This window comes from Bradyrhizobium sp. URHD0069, assembly GCF_000701345.1.
Classification (GTDB): Bacteria; Pseudomonadota; Alphaproteobacteria; order Rhizobiales; family Xanthobacteraceae; genus Bradyrhizobium.
Window position 1 is genome coordinate 1 of record NZ_JNIJ01000065.1, and the last position, 19,363, is coordinate 19,363.

A 19,363-nucleotide genomic window follows, 5' to 3' on the forward strand; every position below is an offset into this window, starting at 1 on the left:
ATGCGCGCCCGACGCTGCCGCGTCCACCGCATCCCACCCCGCGTCCGTGACGATCGCGATACGCCCCTCTCATGGGGTGAGACGGCGAGGGTTCTAGAAGTGATTTGGGTAAAACGGGAAGCGGAATATTTTTGGAAAAGGGACTGGACTACCCAAATCAGATTGATCCGGTTCAACAAATTAGCCAATTCTTCCTCTGCCCGCTTGCGGCCATAGATTAGAAGATTCCTGAGAATACGTTTTCGCTATCGGTCAATCAGCAAATCGGCCTTGGACCGATACCTCTGAATGCTTACATAAAGAGTACGGACGAAGAAATCTGCAACCAGGGGCGCTTCCACATGATGACAGAGCAGGCGCGCCCGGCAGAAGCCCATCGGGTGGTGATCGTCGGCGCAGGCTTCGGCGGACTGGAAGCGACCTATCGGCTTGCCGGCGCGCCGGTCAGCATCACGCTGGTCGACCGGCGCAATCATCATCTGTTCCAGCCATTGCTGTATCAGGTCGCAACTGCGTCATTGGCGACGTCGGAGATCGCCTGGCCGGTCCGCTATCTGCTGCGCGGACGGCCGGAGGTGACGACCTTGTACGCCACCGTGACCGGTATCGACGCGCAGGCCAGGCGCGTGCTGCTCGATGATGGCGACGCCCTGCCGTATGACACGCTCGTTCTCGCCACCGGCGCGCGGCACGCCTATTTCGGCCATGACGAATGGGAGCCATTCGCGCCCGGCCTGAAGACACTTGAGGACGCCACCACGCTGCGGCGGCGCATTCTGGTTGCCTTCGAACGCGCCGAGCGCGAGACCGATCCGCAGCGCCGTGCGGCGCTTCTGACCTTCGTCATTATCGGCGCCGGTCCGACCGGCGTCGAGCTCGCCGGCACCATCGCCGAACTGGCGCAGGACACGCTGCCGCCCGACTTCCGCAACATCGACACCCACAAGGCGCGCGTTGTCCTGATCGAGGCCGGGCCGCGCGTGCTGGCGGGCTTTGCCGACGATCTTTCGGCTTATGCGCAGCGTGCGCTGGAAAGCATCGGCGTCGAAATCGTGCTGAACCAGCCCGTCACCGAATGCACCGCCGATTGTGTCGTCTATGGCGGCCACCGGCTGGAGACCAAAACCATCATCTGGGCCGCCGGCGTTCGCGCCTCGCCCGCCGCCGAATGGCTCGGCGCGCCGGCCGACCGCGCCGGCCGCCTGGAAGTGCTCCCTGATCTCACCGTTCCCGGGCATCCCGATATCTACGCCATCGGCGATACCGTTGTGATCGCGGGTCCCGACGGCAAGCCGGTCCCCGGCATTGCACCGGCGGCCAAGCAGCAGGGACGTTATGTCGCCGAAGCCATCAAGGCGCGGCTGCGCGGCGGCACGCCCGCTCCGTTTCGTTACAAGCACGCCGGCAGCCTGGCGCAGATCGGCAAGCGCAAGGCGGTGATCGATTTTGGACGCTTCAAGCTGCGTGGCGCGCTTGCCTGGTGGATATGGGGCATCGCGCACATCTACTTCCTGATCGGCCTGCGCCACCGGCTCAGCGTCGCGATCAGCTGGCTGTGGGTCTACGCGCGCGATCAACGCGCCGCGCGGCTGATTACGCAGGGAAGCAGCAAAGTGGCGCGCTGACCGGGCAAGGCTCCTGTTCGGCCTCAGCCCGGGCATCCGATCCATTCGGTCGACGCATCGTCTTCCAGTATCGCCACAGCCTTTGCGCGCCGCGTCAGCACGGCGCGCTGATTGATATAGCCCTTGTCGGTGATCTCGCCGCCGTCGACGGAGGCGGGCTCGGCCAGCAGCAGCGCGCGTGTCGCGTAAGCGGATGAACCGCCGCCGGTTTGCCCCCTGAGCTTGACCAGTCCTGATGCAATTCCCGCGCGCACGCTTTCGTTGCCGATCACCTCGCTTGCGTCGGCGCTGTCGGGCAGGCCGGCAAGCGCGCGGCAAGCGACGACGTTCGGAAACACCAGAAAGCGCACCTGATCGCCGCCATGACCCGACACGACGATGTCCTGCGCCAGCGGCGCCAGCGCGGTAATCCCTGCGACCCGCAGCGTACCGACGCTGACCCAGGTGCCGGAATTGAGCTTGAAATCCTCGGCGACACGGCCATCGAAGAACAGTCCGAGTTCCGGCCGATCCGGATCGGCAAACCTGGCGGCGTCGCCGATCAGGTAGAATCCGTCCGTGTCGAACGCCTGCGCGGTCAACTCCGGCGCCTTCCAGTAACCGGGCGTGACGTTCGGCCCGCGTACGCGCACCTCGAGCTTGTCGCCTGAGGGCAGAAGCTTCAGTTCGGTGCCGGGAATGGGCACGCCGATATTGCCGGATCGCCTGGCCTGGAAATGGCAGTCGGTGGCGAGCGGCGAAGTCTCGGTCGAGCCCCAGGCCGAGACCATCGGCAGCGCCCGGCCGACCGTCTCGATCGACATCGCTTCCATCGCATCCCAGAGATTCTGCGGCAGCGCCGCGCCGGCGTAGAACGCGAACTTCACGCCGGCAAAGAACCGGCGGCGCAACTCCTCATCGCCGCGCAACGCCGCGATCAGCATATCGAAGCCGCGCGGCACATTGAAGTACACCGTCGGCGTCACGCTGCGCAGATTGGCCAAGGATGTCGCGAACAGGCCCGGTGCCGGCTTGCCGCCGTCGATATAGAGCGTGCCGCCGTTGCGCAGCACCAGATTGAAATTGTGGTTGGCGCCAAAGGTGTGGCTCCACGGCAGCCAGTCGAGAATTACCGGATCGGATTGCGGGTTTTCGAGAAACGACCAGGTTTGCGCCCTGGCCTGCTGGCTCGATGTCAGCATGCGCTGGGTGTTGATGACGGCTTTGGGCGTGCCGGTCGAGCCCGAGGTGAACAGAAATTTCGCGATCGTATCGGGCCCGATCGCCGCGAAGGCTTTGGCGACCGCGGGGGTTTCGGGAGTAGCTATAACCGACCGAAATGAAATCGCATCACCGCTATCGGACTCACCGCTCACGATCTTCGCCGAGTGCAGCGGTTTGATCGCCGCGAGCGCCGGCGCAAACGGCTTTGTGCTGGAAACATAGATCGCGCCGGGATCGAGCAGGCTGATCATGCTCTTGAGCTTGTCGAAATCTTTGGACATCAGCGAATAGGCCGGCGAGAGCGATGCCACGGGCACGCCGACATGCATGGCCGCGAGCGCGAACAGCGCATGATCGATGCTGTTGTCGGAGAGAACCACCAGCGGGCGTTCGGCATTCAAGCCTTGCGCCAGGATCCAGGCGGCAGCCGCGCGCACCTGCCGCAGTGCGTCCTTGTAAGTAAGCGTCGTCCACGGCGCGTCGACGCTCGAGCGCTCGCCGAGAAAAGCCTTGTCGGGCGTTTGCCGCCCCCACTGCTCCAGCCAGTCGCCGACGCAACGGGCGTATGGTTGCAGGGGCGTCGTCGATTTCAGCCAGACACTGCCGTCGGCGCGCCGGTCGGCCACGATGTCAGGCGTCGCAAAGAGGGACTCAAGACTGTCTTGGCGGTGGGCGGCAGCGCTGGTCATTGTTTCCTCAGGGCGCGCCCTCTTTGCCGGGACGTGATGGATCGCGGCTCGGAAGATCGTCAAGACTCATGTCTTTTGATCCGGGGGTTCGTCGATGATGCTGACATGCGCGGCGACGATTCTCCAGCCCTCGGGAAATCTCACCCATGTCTGCATCTGCCGGCCTACCCGGCCGGGCAGCGAGTCACGGTAAAACAGCGTCGAGGCTACCGCGGTGTCGCGGCCATAGCTCGTGATGACAGTCTGTGCGGTCCGGCGCATCAGCCCGACCGGCGAGCGCGCCGCGCGAAACGCCGTGATCGCGTCATAGCCGTAAAGATTTTCGCCGATGCCGTAGCGCAGCGTGCGAGCGTCATCGCGAAACAATTCATCGAGCACGGCGACGTCGTTCGCCACCAGCGCTTTTTCATAGCGCGCGAACTGCTCGGTCACCTCAGCGAGGACGTCGGGGAGATCGACCTGCATTTCAAAATCCTCTCGGAGACGGCGCGGAAGCCACGCCCGCGCGTTCGAGCGCGAAAGCCACGCGCAGCGCAATATCCTCCCGCCACGGCGCTGCAATGATCTGCACGCCGATCGGCAACGGTTCGAGCGGAACCGGCACCGCGACCACCGGAAGGCCGATGAAGGAAATCGGCTGGGTGTGAATGCCGATATTGGCGCGCACCGGGAGTTCGACGCCGTCGAGCACGAATGTCACCTGCCCGATCTTCGGCGCGACGCAGGGCGTCGCCGGCGCGATGATCACGTCGACGGATTGGAACATCTCCAAGGCTCGAGCGCGATACCAGCGGCGGAACTTTTGCGCGCGGTCGATCAGTGGCGCGGGGATCATCGCGCCCGCCAGCAGTCGATCGCGTACCGCCGGATCGAAATCGTTCGGCCGCTTGCGCAGGCGATCGAGATGCAGCGAAGCGCCTTCGCTGGTGGTGATGACGTAGGCCGCGGCGCGGGCGCGCGCGGCTTCGGGAATTTCGACCGTGCGCGTGGTGCCGAGCGCCTTGGCGACGCGGGCGACGGCCTCTGTAGCTTCGGGGAAAACGCTGTTCTGAAAATGTCCGCCGGCAATCGCAATCCGCAGGCCGCCGATGTCCTGCGCGAGCAGCGGCGTCACCGGCTCCGCGGGCCGGGTCGTGCACGCCGCATCGTCCGGGTCAGGCCCCTGCATCACGTCATACGCCAGCGCGAGATCGCTGACGCTGCGCGCGAACGGACCGAGATGATCGAAGCTGAAGACGAAGGGAAACGATCCGGCGCGGGACAACCGGCCATAGGTCGGCTTCAGTCCAAAGGTTCCGCAGAACGATGCCGGCACGCGGATCGAACCGTTGGTGTCCGACCCCAGCGCCAGCGGCACCAGGTCGCCGCCAACCGCGCTGCCCGAGCCGCCCGACGAGCCGCCGGTCATGCGCGTCACGTCATGCGGATTGCGCGACGCTCCGTCGTGAACATTCTCGCCGGTGAAATCGTAGGCGTATTCGCCCATATTGAGCGCGCCGACCAGAACGGCGCCGGCCGCTTCCATGCGCTGGATCAGGGCGGCGTCGCGCGGCGACGGCTTGAGGTCGCGATTGATCTTCGATCCGGCGCGGGTCGACAGACCCTGCACGTCGAACAGGTTTTTTACCGCAAACGGTACGCCCGCGAGCGGTCCGGCATTTTGTCCGGCCGCAACGGCGGCATCGATGGCGCGCGCTCTCGCACGCGCGCGATCCGCGGTGACGTCGGTGAATGCATTCAAGACGGGATTGTGTTTGGCGATCCGCGCCAGCGTCGCTTCGGTGACGCCGAGCGCCGAGATCTTTTGGCCGGTCACGCCTTGCGCGATTTCCAAGGCCGACAGCCCGCCGCGTTCAACGGTCATGGCGGGTTCACGCTGCAAAGACACTGGCCGGCTCGGTTTCGTCTGACAGCACGAATTCATCGACCAGCCGCGCCAGCCTCAGCGATACTTCGAGATTGGCTTTGACTGCCGGTTTCCAGGCATCCTCGACACGGAGCGCCAGGGCTTTGGAGACGGCGTCGATATAATTATCAAGCGGATCAGATGTCTCGGTCGTCAACGTTCTCTCCTCATCTAGTCATCGCCCGCGAAGGCGGGCGATCCAGTAAATACCAACGTTAGCTGGATGCCCCGCCTTCGCGTGGCATGACGACTAAGCCGGCAACGGCGGATGGGAATTGCCGTCAATTAATCCCTTGTACAGGAATCCTGCGGATCGCCCAATACTCGCTCGGAGGGGCGCTGCGACTACCGGTCCGGATTCGCCCGCTCGAACTGGCGCAACAGCCGGTTGCCGCGCTCGACGGCGGAATCCAGCGCAGCCTGGGCGGATTTTTTGCCGCTGAAGGCCTGCTCCAGTTCGTCGTCGATCGCATCGCGGATCAGAACGAACGATCCGAGCCGAATCCCCCTCGAGTTTTCGGTCGGCGGCTTCAGGATGACCTGTTCGATTGAAATCGCGGCGCCGGAATTGCGATCGTAGAAGCCTTGCGCGCGGCTTAAATCGAAGGCGGCGCGGGTCACAGGTAGATAGCCGGTGTTCTGATGCCATGCGGCTTGAACCGCCGGCTTCGACAGGTAGCTAAAGAACTTTGCGACGCCCTTGTATTCGGCGCGCGGCCGATCCCGCAGCACCCACAATGTCGCGCCGCCGATCATGGTGTTTTGCGGCGCGCCCTCCACGTCGGGCCAGTACGGCAGCATGCCGTAGCCGACCTCGAATTTCGAATTGGCCTTGATATCGGCGCGCGTCGCCGACGAGCCGATGAAGATGGCGCATTCGCCGTTCTGAAACCGCGGCTCCGCCGACGTGGCGCGGCCGCTGTAATCGAACACTTTCGTGGTCCGCCATTCCACGAGTTGCGCGATGTGACGCACCACCACCGGGTTGTTGAACGTCAGCACCGCGTCGAGACCGTCGAAGCCATTGGTCCTGGTCGAAATCGGCAGATTGTGGAATGCGGAGAAGTTCTCGACGTTGATCCATGACGGCCAGGACGTAGTGAACCCGCAAACCGCCCCCGACGCGCGCAGCCGCTTCGCCGCCGCGCCGACCTCCGGCCAGGTCTTCGGCGCCGTTTCGGGATCGAGGCCGGCGGTCCGGAACATACTCTTGTTATAGTAGAGGATCGGCGTCGAAGCGTTGAACGGGAATGACAGCATGTTACCGGCGACGTCGGCGTAGTAGCCGTTCACGGCCGGAAGGTAGGCGTCCGGCGAAAATGCCTCCGCCTGGTCGCGCATCAATTCGAACACCGGGTAGATCGCGCCCTTTGCCGCCATCATGGTCCCGGTGGCGATTTCGTTAACCTGAACGATGGCGGGCTGGCTCCGGGAGCGAAACGCAAAGACCGCCGCGTTGACGGTTTGGGTATAGTTCCCCTTGTAGCTCGGCACGATCCGGTATTCGGATTGCGATGCGTTGAAATCCGCGGCGAGCTTCTCCAATTGCCGGCCGAGCTCGCCCGACATCGCATGCCACCACGCGATGTCGGTGAGCGCTCGGGCCGGTGATGCTGACATGAACACTGCCGCAGCGACGGCGAGTTGCAAAAATCTCAAAACCGAATTCACAGCTAAACCATTTCTATCTGGCGCCGAAACGCTATGCTTCGCGTCGCGCGCTCTCATAAGACTCCGCACCGGCGGTTACAGTTCGCAAAAAACCGGTAACAACGCACAATCAACGATCCCGGCGGCGCCGACAAAATAGCCAACTCTCGCCGGCTTCTGCTAAGAAAACATTGAACCTTTTTTCCCAACCAACGACATCATCATAAGGGGATGAAGTTGCCTGTGTACAGCCGCGCCGACCTTCCGCGGGCCGCAGCACTCGTTGTCGCGCTGTTGTTGACGGCGGTCTCGACGAGCGCGGCCGCTTGCGAATTTCGTGCCGCCGATACCCAGAGCGGGGATTTTCCGACGGTACAGGCGCTGCGTTACATGGGAGACCTGATCGTCGAGCGCAGCGGCGGCCGTCACCAGATCCGCGTCCTTCGTTCGCGCCAGTTCGGCGAGGAAAAGCAGACCATCGCGCAGACCCGCGCCGGCGTCATCGATCTCAAGCGCAGCAATGTGGCGCCGATCGGGACTTTTGTTCCGGCTATGCACGTGCTGGCGATGCCGTTTCTGTTTCGCTCCATCGAGCATCTGCAGAAGGTGTTAAACGGCCCCATCGGCGACGAAATCCTCGACAGCTTAGAGCCGTATGGTTTCGTCGGCCTGGCGTTCTACGATTCCGGCGCGCGATCGATCTACAACAGTGTCGAGCCGGTCCGCGCCATGGCTGAGGTCAGGGGTTTGCGGCTTCGCGTGCAGCAAACGGAATTGATGTCCGACATAATCAAGGCATGGGGCATCAAGGCATGGGGCGCAGAGCCGATCGCGCGCGCAGGCGAAAGCGGCTGGTGTAACGATCATGACCGACTTCGACTGCAACCGTTCGAAGCTGCGATGACGGCTATCTATGCAAAAGCGCAACGCAGCCCCGCGGCGGGCTGAATTGATCGAACGAATCCGCAAGGTGGAGTGAGTTGGTCTTGGGAATATTCCGGCAGGACGAAGCTGCGGAACCACCGGCGGGCCTCGCCCCGCGATGGCGTTCCCGCATCGTCGGGCTGCTCCGCGCGGTACCGATCCGCTGGCGCATCCTGTCGATTGCCGCACTGAACTCCGCGGTCGTCATGGTGCTCGCCGTCATGATATGGAACGGCGCCCAGGTGCTCGGTTCGGCCTGGGATGACGTGCGGCAGGTGCGGAAGTCGGATAGGATTCTGGCGCTGCTGGAGAGCGAGACCAGCCGGCTGCAGAACCTGATCCATCGCTACATCAATCAGCCGAGCCCCGAACTTTTCGCCGAAATCCTGCTGTTGCGCGAAGCCGTGCTCGGCACCCTCACCACCCGCGCCTCGACCGACCCGATGCTCTCCGGATCGGTGGAGGAGCTGGAGCGCGTCACCGAACGTTTCCTCAACGGCTTCGGCGAACTGCGCGGCGTCCAGGCAACGATTTCGAAAACCTATGAGGAGCAGGTGCTGGCGCCCGCCCGGGACATGGCCGGGCTCTATTCAATCATCGAGGGCGCGACCGGGCACCGCGATGCCCTGATCTGGCCGTCGCTTGCCAAATCCCGCGAGGCGTTTACCGCGATGCTGGTGGCCGCCAACGCCTATTATCTTTCGCTGGCGTCGGCATCCGCCGAGGACGCCCGCCGCAATACCGAGACGATCGAGAAAACGATCCCTGTGATGTCCGATCTCGCCGACAACGACCTGCAGCGCATGGCGTTGCAGCGCCTGCACGCGCGCACGATGGCACTGCGGGAGGGGCTCGCGAAATTGTCGGAGCAGCTCGCCAACCGAACCGAGTTGTTGCGCAATACCATCGACGCCAGCCAGGCCGAAGCCATCGGCGCCATCGACGCATTGTCGGTCAAGATGCGGCAGCGCGAGCAGAAGGCGCAGGAGACCTTCGATCGAACCTTGCGCAATATATCCCGCCGGGTGGTGTCGATCGCCGTGATATTTCTCGGCATCATCATCACCGCGGGGGTCCTGATCGCGCTGAGCATCCGGCTGCCGCTGCGGCAGATCCTGGCGGCGATGCACGCCATCACGTCGGGCAATTACGATCGACAGGTGCAGGGAACACGCGCCAAGGACGAGGTCGGCGCGATGGCGCGCGCGGTGGAGGTGTTCCGCGAAAACGCCATCGCCAAGCGCGAGACCGAAGACGAGTTGCGCGCTTCGAAGGAGAAGGCCGAGGGCGCCCTGCTCGAGCTGAACGCCACCCAGCAAGATCTGATCGACGCCGAACGTCTGGCGGCGCTCGGCGGACTGGTGGCCGGCGTCGCCCATGAAGTCAACAACCCGATCGGCATCAGCCTGACGGTGGCGTCCAGTTTTGCCCGCCGCGCCGAGATGTTCGATGCCGAGTTGAGGTCCGTCGGCCAGCTGCGCCGGTCTCAGCTTGAGGAATTCGTCCGGAGTTCGCGCGATGCCGCCCAGCAACTGGTGGCGAACCTGCATCGCGCCGCCGAGCTGATCCAGTCCTTCAAGCAGGTCGCGGTCGACCGCTCGCATGCCGAACGCCGGCAGTTCAGCCTCAGCGAGGCGACCGACCAGATCGTCGCCAGCCTGCGGCCTGTCCTGAGGAAGGCGTCGATCGCCCTGTCGGTCGACGTCCCGGACAACCTTGTAATCGACGGCTATCCGGGCTCGTATGGTCAGATTCTGACCAATCTGTTCCTCAACGCCGCAAACCATGCGTTTCCCGACGGCCGTTCCGGGGCGATCTCGATTTCGGCGAGGCCGCGCGGCAATGACGATGTCGAGATCATTTTTGCCGACAACGGGGCCGGAATGACGCCGGACGTGCAGCGGCAGGCGTTCGACCCGTTCTTTACCACGCGCCGCAACGAGGGCGGTACCGGCCTTGGCCTGCACATCGCTTATAATCTTGTAACCCAGCAACTCGGCGGCCGTATGATGCTGGAGTCAAGACTGGGACAAGGCACCACATTTCGCATTATCATGCCGAGGGCCGCCAGAGGCGGCTCCGTAACCTCAGAGCCAGCAAGCGACGGAACCCCTCAATGGCCGAACAGGACGATGTCCTCCACCTGATCGACGATTCCGGCACCGCGCCGGAGACATCGACCGCGCGCAAATGGAAAGTCGCGGTCATCGACGACGATCCGGCCGTGCACGAAGGAACGCGCTTTGCGCTGAGCGATTACAGCCTGCATGGCCAGACGCTCGAAATCCTGTCGGCCTATTCGGCGGCCGACGGCCGGACATTGATGCGCGCGCACCCCGACATCGCGGCCGTGCTGCTCGACGTCATCATGGAAACCGACGCCGCCGGCCTCGATCTCGTCGAATACATCCGCAATGACATCAAGAACGAGACCGTCCGCATCATCCTGCGCACCGGGCAACCCGGCCAGGCGCCCGAACGCCGCGTCATCGTCCAATACGACATCAACGACTACAAGGCGAAGACCGAGCTGACGGCGGACAAGCTGTTCACCTCGCTGACCGCGGCGCTGCGCAGCTATCAGCAGCTCGAGCGCATGGTTCAGACCCGGCGCGGGCTGGAAATCATCATCGATGCCGCTTCGACCCTGTACGATTTCAAATCGATGCAACGGCTCGCCGAGGGCGTGCTGACGCAACTTGCGTCGCTTCTCAACGTCGATTGCGCCGGCATCCTGGTGCTGCGCGACGACGGCAGCAGCTCGGGCTCGGATTTTTCGGTGCTTGCGGGCTCCGGTTGCTACAGCCGCTTCATTGGAACGACCGGTTCCAAATCGCTTGATCCGGACCTGCGCCACATGGTTGAGGCGGCATTCCAGCGCCGCAAGAATGAATTCTCCGATCACCGCAGCGTTCTCTATCTGCGTACCGGCAGCGGGCGTGAGGTCGTCGTGCTGTTGCAGGCGGAGCGCCAGTTATCCGAAACGGATCGGGCGCTGGTCGCGATCTTCGGCAGCCGGCTTTCGATCGCGTTCGATAACGTCATTCTCTATCAGCAGCTGCATGACGCCAATACCCAGCTCGAGGACCGTGTCGCCCAGCGCACCCGTGCGCTGATGCAGGCCAACCGCCGGCTCTCGGCGCAGTGGCTGCGGCTGCAGCGCGCCAACGGCTTCAAGAACGAAATTCTCGGCACCGTCGCCCACGATTTGAAGAATCCGCTCGGCGTCATCCTCGGCCGTACCGAAATGCTGACCGAATTGATCAGCGCCGGCTCTCCCAAGGAGAGCGTCACGGCCCAGGTCGAACACATCCGCGATGCCACCAGGCGCCTGACCTCGATGGTCGATCATCTGATTTCGGACGCGATGGCGGACGCTTTCGACATCACCATTCGCCGCGAGCCGGTCGATATCGCGGCCCTGGTCGGCGAAGTCGTCGACGCCAATCAGCCGCTGGCTGCCAACAAGCAGCAGACCATGACGGTGTCGGCGCCGCCGAATTTCGTGACGATGTGCGATGCCGACCGGATGCGGGAGGCAATCGACAATCTCGTCAGCAACGCCATCAAATACAGTCCGATCGGTGGCAAGGTGACCGTCGTGGTGAGCCACGAACAGAACAACACCGTCATCCGCATCGCCGACCAAGGCGCCGGCCTTTCTCCCGAGGATCTCGGCCGATTGTTCGGCCGCTTCCAGCGGCTCTCCGCGAAACCCACCGCCGGTGAAAGCTCGACCGGCCTTGGGCTTTCGATCGTCAAGCGCATTATCGACATGCATGGCGGCCAGGTCACCGCGGAGAGCGCGGGACCCGGACAGGGATCGACCTTCACCGTTATCTTGCCTGCGACAGAGATGTCATGACCCAAAATCAGCATATCATCATCGTCGATGACGAGGCGCCGGCCCGCGAGATGGTCGGCGACTATCTCAAAATGCACGGCTTCACCGTGACGCTGTGCGACGGCGGCAACAGCCTGCGCGGCGCGATTGAAACCAGCGTGCCCGATCTGGTGGTGCTCGATCTGAATATGCCCGAGGAAGACGGGCTTTCCATTATCCGCGATCTGAAAAGCCGCACCAATGTCCCCGTGATCATGCTGACGGCGACCGCGAGCCCGATCGATCGCGTGGTCGGGCTGGAACTCGGCGCCGACGATTATGTGGCAAAGCCCTGCGAATTGCGCGAATTGATGGCCCGGATTCGTTCCGTGTTGCGGCGCAGCTCCCCGCCCAAGGCGTCCGCGGCGGCGCCGGAGGCCGCGGCCGCCAAGGCAGCGAAAGTGCAGTTGGTGCGGTTCGGAACGAAATGGCTCGATCTCGAGGCGCAGGCGCTGCGCGACGACGAGGGCAACGAGCATCCGCTGACCGCTTCCGAATTCGGCCTGCTCAAGGTTTTCGCCGCCAATCCGAAGCGCGTGCTGTCGCGCGAGCGCCTGCTGGAATTGGCCAACGCGCGCGACAGCGAGGCCTTCGATCGCGCCGTCGATCTGCGGATCATGCGAATCCGACGCAAGATCGAACCGGACCCGACCAAGCCCGCGGTCATCCGCACCATCAGAGGCGGCGGTTATCTGTTTTCGCCGGTCGGCGACAAGGGCTGACTAGCGAAATTGCATCTTCCCATGGTGAGGAGGCGGGCTTGTGCCGTCTCGAACGGTGACGCCCCGTTCATCCTTCCAAGAGCGTTTTCAGGAATTTTGAGCCCGGTTTCGGTTCGATCGAAGCGGGAAAGGCTCGAGACCCGGCCAGGACGCCGTTTTTCAGTATGGCGGTCTCGTCCCCGGTGCTGCCAACCGCCGAATCTTGCGTTCATTGAAATTGCTTCAAATTTCGGTCCGAATGTTTCGTCGCCCGGACTGCGACGAAACAATTCTCCTGCCCACGAAACCATTTTCCGGTTGCCGTGCAGAAGTCCCGAAACGTTCGCTGACTAACAATCTGCCCAACGAAACCGCAACGCAGCGGTTCACGGGGAGCCAGTCATGCAGAACGTCATCGCCATCAACGCCGCAGCCCGCCAAAGCATCATCGCTGCCCAGGCGATCACGGATGAAATGCTGCTGGAAAGCATCGCCGATGGCGATCGGACCGCGATGCACATCCTTTATTCCCGTCATAATGTGCGGGTTTACCGCTTTATCCTTCGTACCTTGCGCGACGCCACGATGGCGGAAGACCTCGTCAGTCAGGTCTTCCTCGACGTATGGCGCACCGCCCGCCAGTTCGAAGGCCGTTCTCAGGTTTCCACCTGGCTGCTGTCGATCGCCCGCTTCAAGGCGCTGACCGCGCTGCGTCAGCGGCGGTACGAGGACATCGATCAGGAGGACGTGCTTGAGATCGCCGACGAGGCCGACACGCCGGAAGCCTCCCTGGACCGCAGCAACACCAGCGCCATTCTGCGCGCCTGCGTTGCCAAGCTGTCGCCCGCGCACCGCGAGATCATCAACCTCGTCTACTATCATGAGAAGTCGGTGGAAGAGGTCGGGCAGATCATCGGCATCCCCCAGAGCACGGTGAAAACGCGGATGTTCTATGCCCGCAAGCAGCTCGCCGATCTGCTCAGGGGCGCCGGCGTCGACAGCCTCGCGGCCTAAAGTGATAACAATTTCAACCGGTTATTGGTTTATTGAGCCGCGAAAACCGGAGCCGCGTTTTGCGAAGTAGCTACCGCCCAGGAAACAATTGAAACATTAGATGACATCAACCTGTAAAATTCGGCTGTTACAGCGACGATCACGAACGCCGAACCGAGAGATGCAGCGAGTCCGCTGACCAAAGTTCTAACTCCCGAGTACTCGACGACCCGGATGGGATGCCCCCCTCCGGGTCGCTCTACTTTGGGGGTACTTTGCGGCGTTAGAGAATTTGCAGGTGACACCGAAATTCGGGCGTTCGCGATGTTCCGGCCTCGGATTACATGATAATCAGGCGGCACGATCCAACTGCGGATGGATGGTGCCGATGTTCGAGGGCTGGGATGCCGTGGTGTTGGCCAGGGCGCAGTTCGCATTCACGATGTCGTTTCACATCGTGTTTCCCGCCTTCTCGATCGGACTTGCAAGCTATCTCGCGGTGCTCGAGGCGCTCTGGCTGTGGACTGGGCGCGAGGTCTTCATCAACCTGTTCAACTATTGGCTGAAAATCTTCGCCGTCGCCTTCGGCATGGGCGTGGTGTCGGGCATCGTGATGTCTTACCAGTTCGGCACCAACTGGGCGGTATTCTCCGATAAGGCCGGCCCCGTCATCGGCCCGCTGATGGCCTATGAGGTGCTCACCGCGTTTTTCCTCGAAGCGGGTTTCCTCGGCGTGATGCTGTTCGGCCTCGAGCGGGTCGGCCACAAGCTGCATTTCCTCGCCACCTTGATGGTCGCAATCGGCACCCTGATGTCCGCGTTCTGGATCCTCTCGGCCAATTCCTGGATGCAGACCCCGGCCGGCTATGCCGTCAACGCCGACGGGCAATTCGTCGCCGTCGACTGGCTCAAGGTGATCTTCAATCCGTCGTTTCCCTACCGGCTGGTGCATATGGTGCTGGCGGCCTATCTCACGACCGCGCTCGTGGTCGGCGCCGTCGGCGCGTTTCACCTGCTGCGCGATGCTCATCTCGCAGGTCCGCGGGTGATGTTTTCGATGGCGATGTGGATGGCCACGCTGGTCGCGCCGATCCAGATTATCGCCGGCGATCGGCACGGCCTCAACACACTCGAGCACCAGCCGGTGAAGATCATGGCGATGGAAGGCCATTTCCAGAGTCATCCGAACGGCGCGCCGCTTGTGCTGTTTGGCCTGCCTGATGAAGCCGAAGCCAAAGTCAAATACGCGATCGAAATACCGAAGCTGGGTTCGCTCGTTCTCAAACACTCTTTCGATGCGCCGCTCGCGGGCCTCGATACCGTGCCGCGCGAAAACTGGCCGCCGGTGCCGATCACCTTCTGGTCGTTCCGGATCATGGTCGGAATGGGACTTTTGATGGTGGCGCTCGGCCTGTTCAGCCTGTGGACGCGCTGGCGCGGCACGCTGTACGAAACCCGGCTATTGCACATCTTCGCGCTGGCGATGGGCCCGGCGGGGTTCATTGCGGTGCTCGCGGGCTGGTTCACTACCGAGACCGGGCGCCAACCCTTCACGGTCTATGGACTGCTCCGCACCGCTGATTCCGCGTCGCCGTTGGCCGCACCTGCAGTGGGTTCATCGCTACTCGCCTTCGTTATCGTCTATTTCATCGTGTATGCGGCAGGCTTGACCTACCTCTTCCGGCTGATGGCGGCGCCGCCGCATCCCGGCGAAGAGGGACCGAGCGGCGAAAAACCGACCCGTGCTGCAGGCATCACCCCCGCGGCCGGCGTGGTAGCCGAAGGATCCGCAACATGACCGCCGCTATCGACATCGCAACCGTCTGGGCCTTCATCATCGCGTTCGCTGTGTTTGTCTATGTGGTGATGGACGGGTTCGATCTCGGCCTTGGCATCCTGTATCCGCTGTTTCCAAACAAGTCCGATCGCGACCTCATCATGAACAGCGTCGCCCCGGTGTGGGATGGCAACGAAACTTGGCTGGTGCTCGGCGGCGGCGGATTGATGGCCGCGTTTCCGCTGGCGTACGCGGTGCTGATGCCGGCGCTATATACACCTGTCATCGCGATGCTGATCGGCCTGATCTTCCGCGGCGTTGCCTTCGAATTCCGCTGGCGGACCACGCAGCGCGAAAACCGCTGGGATATCGCGTTCGCCGGCGGATCGCTGCTGGCTGCGCTGGCGCAGGGAATTGCACTTGGCGCGATCTTGCAGGGGGTCCACGTCGAGGGGCGGCAGTATGCCGGCGGCTGGTGGGATTGGCTGACGCCGTTCAGCATCTTGACGGGGCTGGCCCTGGTCGTCGGTTACGCCCTGCTCGGCGCGACGTGGCTTGTCATGAAGACCGAGGGCGAGCTCCGCGACAAAGCCTATCATCTGAGTTGGTGGCTGTTGTTCGCCATGCTGGGCGCGATCGTCGCGGTCAGCATCGCCACGCCGTTCCTTCACGTCCAATATACGCAGCGCTGGTTTGCCTGGCCGAACATCATCCTGACCGCGCCGGTGCCGGTGGCGGTCGCGGTGGTGACGGCGATGTTGCTGCGCGCGCTCTCCGACAAGCAGGACTATCGGCCGTTCTTTCTGTCGCTGGCGCTGTTCGCGCTGTCCTATGCCGGGCTCGGCATCAGCATGTGGCCCTATATCGTGCCGCAGAGCATCACGATCTGGCAGGCGGCGTCTCCCGAAAACAGCCAGGTCTTCATGCTGATCGGCGTTGCCGTGCTGATTCCGCTCATTCTCGGCTACACCGCCTGGGCCTATTGGGTATTCCGCGGCAAGGTGAGACCCGAGAGCGGCTATCATTGATGCCCGAGAAGCAAAGGCCGCGGCCGCTGGCGCGGCGCCTGATGTGGTTCATCGTGCTTTGGCTCACCGGCGTCGGCGCCGTGACCGTCCTGTCCTATGGCTTGAGGCTGTGGCTGGCGCCAAAGTGAGGCTTTCAGGCCACATCTTTGGATGATCCATAACTGAGAAAATTGAAAGCATTCCAGCGAGATGTCTGGATCGCTTGCCATCGCGCTATCCCTGCGATTTGATGGTTCCAGTGATTTCGCAAACAATGTACATACGCTGATAGCGCCAACGAGGAGAGCTTTGCATGATCAAGTTTCGGCACCTGATCTGGATGGTGATTGCCGCCGCCGCTGCAATGCTCTCGGTTTCGCAGAGCCATGCGCAGAAGCCCGACGTCGGCGACGAGCCGGGGCTTCTGCCCGATGATTCCGTGGAATTGGATCCGCAATTCAGGCGTACGGCAGTGCTTTACCGCACCACGGAGCCGCCGGGCACCATCATCATCGCGACCGCGGAGCGCCATCTATATTTGGTGCAAGGCAACGGCCGAGCGCTGCGCTATGGCATCGGCGTCGGACGCGAAGGATTTCAGTGGCAGGGTTTGTTGAATATCACGCGCAAGGCGGAATGGCCGGACTGGACACCGCCGCCGGAGATGATCGCGCGCCAGCCTTACCTGCCGCGCTTCATGGCCGGCGGACCGGGCAACCCGCTCGGCGCCCGAGCGATGTATCTCGGCACCACTGTCTATCGCATCCACGGCACCAACCGGCCGGACACGATCGGCACCGCGGTATCGTCCGGTTGCTTCCGGCTGGTCAATAACGACGTGACCGACCTTTATGAGCGCGTCCCGGTCGGCACCAAGGTGATCGTGCGGCAGAAGCCGGAATTGTAACCGCGGCGGCTCGCTTCACGGCCGGCCCATTTCCCTGACATTGGTGAGAAAAATGATTCGCACATTTCGAGGCGGCCTGTTGATTGGGCTGGCGGTCGCAACCGTGATCGCGGCTATTGCCATCACCTATGAACGCTATGACACCAAAACCCTGAAACGGACGATCCGGCGCGGCGAAGTGCTGTGCGGCGTTAATAAAGGCCTGCCCGGCTTTTCGATTCCCGACGCCAAGGGCGACTGGACCGGCTTCGATGTGGATTTCTGCCGCGCGGTCGCGGCGGCGATCTTCGACGATCCGAAAAAGGCAACATTCGTTCCGCTCGACGCCGGCGAGCGCTTCAAGGAGCTGCAGAGCCGCAAGGTCGATATTCTCTCGCGCAACTCGACATGGAGCATGTCGCGCGAGACCTCCTATGACCTGTATTTTCCAGCGGTGGCTTACTATGACGGCGGAGGATTCATGTTGCCGAGGGCGCGCAACATCGATTCCGCGCTGGAACTCAACGGCAGCAAAGTATGCGTGCAGGCGGATACCACGACGCAACTCAATCTTGCGGATTATTTCCGCACCAACAACATGAAATACCAGGAGATGAAATTCGGTAAATTGGAGGACGTCATCAAGGCCTATGATTCCGGCCAGTGCGACACCCTCACCGCCGACGTCTCCCAGTTATATGCGCTGCGGCTGAATCTCGGCAAGCCCGGCGACCACGTCATCCTGCCCGACATCATCTCAAAGGAGCCGCTCGCACCCGTGGTGCGGCAGCGCGACGATGACTGGATGATGATCGTGAAGTGGACGCTGTATGCGATGATCAACGCCGAAGAGCTCGGCATTACCTCAACGAACATCGACGAGGCGCTGAAGTCGAAAAAGCCGGACGTGATGCGGCTGGTCGGCACCGAAGGCGCCTACGGCGAGGTGCTTGGGCTGCCCAAGGATTGGGCCGCGCGCATCATCCGGCACGTCGGCAATTACGGCGAAATCTACGAGCGCAATGTCGGCAGCGGATCGAAGCTCGGCATTCCCAGAGGGCTCAATCAGCTCTGGAGCGCCGGCGGGATACAGTACGCCCCGCCGATCAGGTAACTATGCTGTCGTTGCCCGGCTTGACCGGACTTAATGAATCGAATTTTTCAAACTCGATTCCACTTTTTCAAGCGCTTCTCGCGCCTGATCGCGTTTTCGGCATCATCGAATTGTTCGAAATAGACTAGGCGTGTACCCATAAAATGAGACGACGCGCGGATCAGGGCGCGCTTGATGTCGGCTATGTCCTTAACAGCGGCGCGAAAGCGGACGTTGCTGGAGGTCCGAGTTGCGTCTAGGCTGTGTGTGGCAAGGAGGCCAAGGCATGAGGATAGTGATCGTAGCTCTGGGGACGGTCCTGGTCCTGGGTAACCTGGGCACGTTTAGTGTCGCAGCCCATGCGCAGAAGGCCAAAGTCGTTCGTGAACCACGGGAAAGGCCTATCATCAGGGTGCCCGTGTTTAGGACAACTCCTTACTGGGATTACTATATTGTTCCACGATATCGTTATCGCCCTGAGGATGACCGGGTTGATCCATGCGGCGGGCCCGTAGTGCCGGTAATACGAACAGGGCCTCAAGAGGAAACGGTTCCGTTGTGGCTGGCGAACGCTTTGGGTCTTGGCCGTGTGCATGGTCGAGATTGGCCGTGTAAGGGTCAAAGCCGGTAATGCACCGATTGAGCAGAAAATTTCAGCTTATCCCCCAAGCCGAAATCTGCGCCTTTATGAGTACAGGCCCTACTCATCTGGAACCCAAGTCCGTCGCATTATAAATTAGCGCTCGAAACCTTCGAGGAGAGCGCTTGTGGCGAATGCAGGTGTGAGAGGCCGGCCGATCGAGCCGTTGGTGCTGAGTGCGCAGGAGCGGACGTACTTGGAGAGACAAGTCCGTCGTCACCGTGCTGCGCGGTCGCTATCGGAGCGGTGCCGCGCGATCCTGCGATGTGCGGACGGCTTGCCAAGCAAATCTGTGGCTGCCGAACTCGGCATCCACGAGCACACCGTTGGCAAGTGGCGCCGCCGGTTTTTGAAGGACCGCTGTGATGGCCTGCTCGACGAGGCCC

General features: G+C 62.4%; 17 protein-coding genes and 1 pseudogene. 12 read left to right on the forward strand and 6 right to left on the reverse strand.

The genetic code is table 11. The features are described from left to right. Positions 1-344: 344 nt before the first annotated feature. A complete protein-coding gene (locus tag N554_RS0127950) occupies positions 345-1,625 on the forward strand; it encodes an NAD(P)/FAD-dependent oxidoreductase (RefSeq protein WP_029586497.1) in 1,281 nt (426 codons plus the stop codon). Positions 1,626-1,648: 23 nt separating this feature from the next. Here N554_RS0127950 and N554_RS0127955 read toward each other — a convergent pair whose 3' ends face one another. The 5 genes from N554_RS0127955 to ugpB all read right to left on the reverse strand — a co-directional run bounded on the left by N554_RS0127955 (position 1,649) and on the right by ugpB (position 7,151). Further along, entirely contained in the window at positions 1,649-3,517 is a 1,869-nt protein-coding gene (locus tag N554_RS0127955) for a feruloyl-CoA synthase (protein ID WP_029586498.1), read from the reverse strand. A gap of 66 nt (positions 3,518-3,583) precedes the next feature. Next, entirely contained in the window at positions 3,584-3,982 is a 399-nt protein-coding gene (gene hpxZ, locus N554_RS0127960) for an oxalurate catabolism protein HpxZ (protein WP_029586499.1), read from the reverse strand. 1 nt (position 3,983) lies between these two features. Continuing rightward, positions 3,984-5,381, reverse strand: coding sequence for an AtzE family amidohydrolase (locus tag N554_RS0127965; RefSeq protein ID WP_029586500.1), 1,398 nt, complete (start codon positions 5,379-5,381; stop codon positions 3,984-3,986). Between the two features lie 7 nt (positions 5,382-5,388). Continuing rightward, entirely contained in the window at positions 5,389-5,580 is a 192-nt protein-coding gene (locus N554_RS0127970) for a DUF4089 domain-containing protein (protein ID WP_029586501.1), read from the reverse strand. Positions 5,581-5,768: 188 nt separating this feature from the next. Further along, a complete protein-coding gene (gene ugpB, locus N554_RS0127975) occupies positions 5,769-7,151 on the reverse strand; it encodes a sn-glycerol-3-phosphate ABC transporter substrate-binding protein UgpB (RefSeq protein WP_051677757.1) in 1,383 nt (460 codons plus the stop codon). Between the two features lie 153 nt (positions 7,152-7,304). Here ugpB and dctP point away from each other — a divergent pair, with 153 nt between their 5' ends. From dctP to N554_RS0128025, 10 genes are all read left to right on the forward strand, one after another. Further along, the gene (gene dctP / locus N554_RS0127980; protein WP_156042146.1) at positions 7,305-8,021 is read left to right on the forward strand and encodes a TRAP transporter substrate-binding protein DctP; all 717 of its coding nucleotides are present in this window, start codon (positions 7,305-7,307) and stop codon (positions 8,019-8,021) included. Positions 8,022-8,203: 182 nt separating this feature from the next. Further along, a complete protein-coding gene (locus N554_RS0127985; protein WP_156042150.1) occupies positions 8,204-10,144 on the forward strand; it encodes a sensor histidine kinase in 1,941 nt (646 codons plus the stop codon). Beyond that, positions 10,114-11,862 (forward strand): ATP-binding response regulator, encoded by a 1,749-nt coding sequence (locus N554_RS0127990; RefSeq protein ID WP_029586505.1) that lies wholly within the window; start codon positions 10,114-10,116, stop codon positions 11,860-11,862. Before N554_RS0127985 ends, N554_RS0127990 begins: the two co-directional genes overlap by 31 nt. Beyond that, complete coding sequence (locus tag N554_RS0127995; protein WP_029586506.1) at positions 11,859-12,602, forward strand: response regulator; 744 nt, start codon at positions 11,859-11,861, stop codon at positions 12,600-12,602. The genes N554_RS0127990 and N554_RS0127995 overlap by 4 nt, the downstream gene beginning before the upstream one ends. A gap of 381 nt (positions 12,603-12,983) precedes the next feature. After that, positions 12,984-13,595 carry a sigma-70 family RNA polymerase sigma factor gene (locus tag N554_RS0128000; RefSeq protein ID WP_029586507.1) on the forward strand — a complete coding sequence of 204 codons (612 nt, stop codon included), beginning with the start codon at positions 12,984-12,986 and terminating at the stop codon, positions 13,593-13,595. A gap of 367 nt (positions 13,596-13,962) precedes the next feature. Continuing rightward, a complete protein-coding gene (locus N554_RS0128005; RefSeq protein ID WP_029586508.1) occupies positions 13,963-15,372 on the forward strand; it encodes a cytochrome ubiquinol oxidase subunit I in 1,410 nt (469 codons plus the stop codon). Next, positions 15,369-16,379, forward strand: a complete 1,011-nt coding sequence (gene cydB / locus N554_RS0128010) for a cytochrome d ubiquinol oxidase subunit II (RefSeq protein ID WP_029586509.1) — start codon at positions 15,369-15,371, stop codon at positions 16,377-16,379. Before N554_RS0128005 ends, cydB begins: the two co-directional genes overlap by 4 nt. Further along, a complete protein-coding gene (locus N554_RS40440; RefSeq protein WP_156042147.1) occupies positions 16,379-16,507 on the forward strand; it encodes a DUF2474 domain-containing protein in 129 nt (42 codons plus the stop codon). The genes cydB and N554_RS40440 overlap by 1 nt, the downstream gene beginning before the upstream one ends. A gap of 164 nt (positions 16,508-16,671) precedes the next feature. Then, positions 16,672-17,265: a L,D-transpeptidase gene (locus tag N554_RS0128020; protein WP_029586510.1), complete on the forward strand. Its 594-nt coding sequence runs from the start codon at positions 16,672-16,674 to the stop codon at positions 17,263-17,265. Positions 17,266-17,317: 52 nt separating this feature from the next. Beyond that, positions 17,318-18,358, forward strand: coding sequence for an amino acid ABC transporter substrate-binding protein (locus tag N554_RS0128025; RefSeq protein WP_029586511.1), 1,041 nt, complete (start codon positions 17,318-17,320; stop codon positions 18,356-18,358). Positions 18,359-18,411: 53 nt separating this feature from the next. On the opposite strand, the pseudogene N554_RS43185 reads toward N554_RS0128025, so the two are convergent. Further along, positions 18,412-18,492 (reverse strand): annotated as a pseudogene (locus tag N554_RS43185) (GIY-YIG nuclease family protein); the annotation flags it as partial. 612 nt (positions 18,493-19,104) lie between these two features. On the opposite strand from N554_RS43185, the gene N554_RS38925 reads away from it, so the two are divergent. After that, the coding region (locus N554_RS38925) for a helix-turn-helix domain-containing protein (protein ID WP_156042148.1) at positions 19,105-19,363 on the forward strand (259 nt) is incomplete at its 3' end.

Bases quoted from the DNA above. Each gene is read 5' to 3' on its own strand.
- N554_RS0127950 (WP_029586497.1), top strand. From the start codon at position 345: ATGACAGAGCAGGCGCGCCCGGCAGAAGCCCATCGGGTGGTGATCGTC.
- N554_RS0127955 (WP_029586498.1), bottom strand. From the start codon at position 3,517: ATGACCAGCGCTGCCGCCCACCGCCAAGACAGTCTTGAGTCCCTCTTT.
- hpxZ (WP_029586499.1), bottom strand. From the start codon at position 3,982: ATGCAGGTCGATCTCCCCGACGTCCTCGCTGAGGTGACCGAGCAGTTC.
- N554_RS0127965 (WP_029586500.1), bottom strand. From the start codon at position 5,381: ATGACCGTTGAACGCGGCGGGCTGTCGGCCTTGGAAATCGCGCAAGGC.
- ugpB (WP_051677757.1), bottom strand. From the start codon at position 7,151: ATGAGAGCGCGCGACGCGAAGCATAGCGTTTCGGCGCCAGATAGAAAT.
- dctP (WP_156042146.1), top strand. From the start codon at position 7,305: ATGAAGTTGCCTGTGTACAGCCGCGCCGACCTTCCGCGGGCCGCAGCA.
- N554_RS0127985 (WP_156042150.1), top strand. From the start codon at position 8,204: ATGGTGCTCGCCGTCATGATATGGAACGGCGCCCAGGTGCTCGGTTCG.
- N554_RS0127990 (WP_029586505.1), top strand. From the start codon at position 10,114: ATGGCCGAACAGGACGATGTCCTCCACCTGATCGACGATTCCGGCACC.
- N554_RS0127995 (WP_029586506.1), top strand. From the start codon at position 11,859: ATGACCCAAAATCAGCATATCATCATCGTCGATGACGAGGCGCCGGCC.
- N554_RS0128000 (WP_029586507.1), top strand. From the start codon at position 12,984: ATGCAGAACGTCATCGCCATCAACGCCGCAGCCCGCCAAAGCATCATC.
- N554_RS0128005 (WP_029586508.1), top strand. From the start codon at position 13,963: ATGTTCGAGGGCTGGGATGCCGTGGTGTTGGCCAGGGCGCAGTTCGCA.
- cydB (WP_029586509.1), top strand. From the start codon at position 15,369: ATGACCGCCGCTATCGACATCGCAACCGTCTGGGCCTTCATCATCGCG.
- N554_RS40440 (WP_156042147.1), top strand. From the start codon at position 16,379: ATGCCCGAGAAGCAAAGGCCGCGGCCGCTGGCGCGGCGCCTGATGTGG.
- N554_RS0128020 (WP_029586510.1), top strand. From the start codon at position 16,672: ATGATCAAGTTTCGGCACCTGATCTGGATGGTGATTGCCGCCGCCGCT.
- N554_RS0128025 (WP_029586511.1), top strand. From the start codon at position 17,318: ATGATTCGCACATTTCGAGGCGGCCTGTTGATTGGGCTGGCGGTCGCA.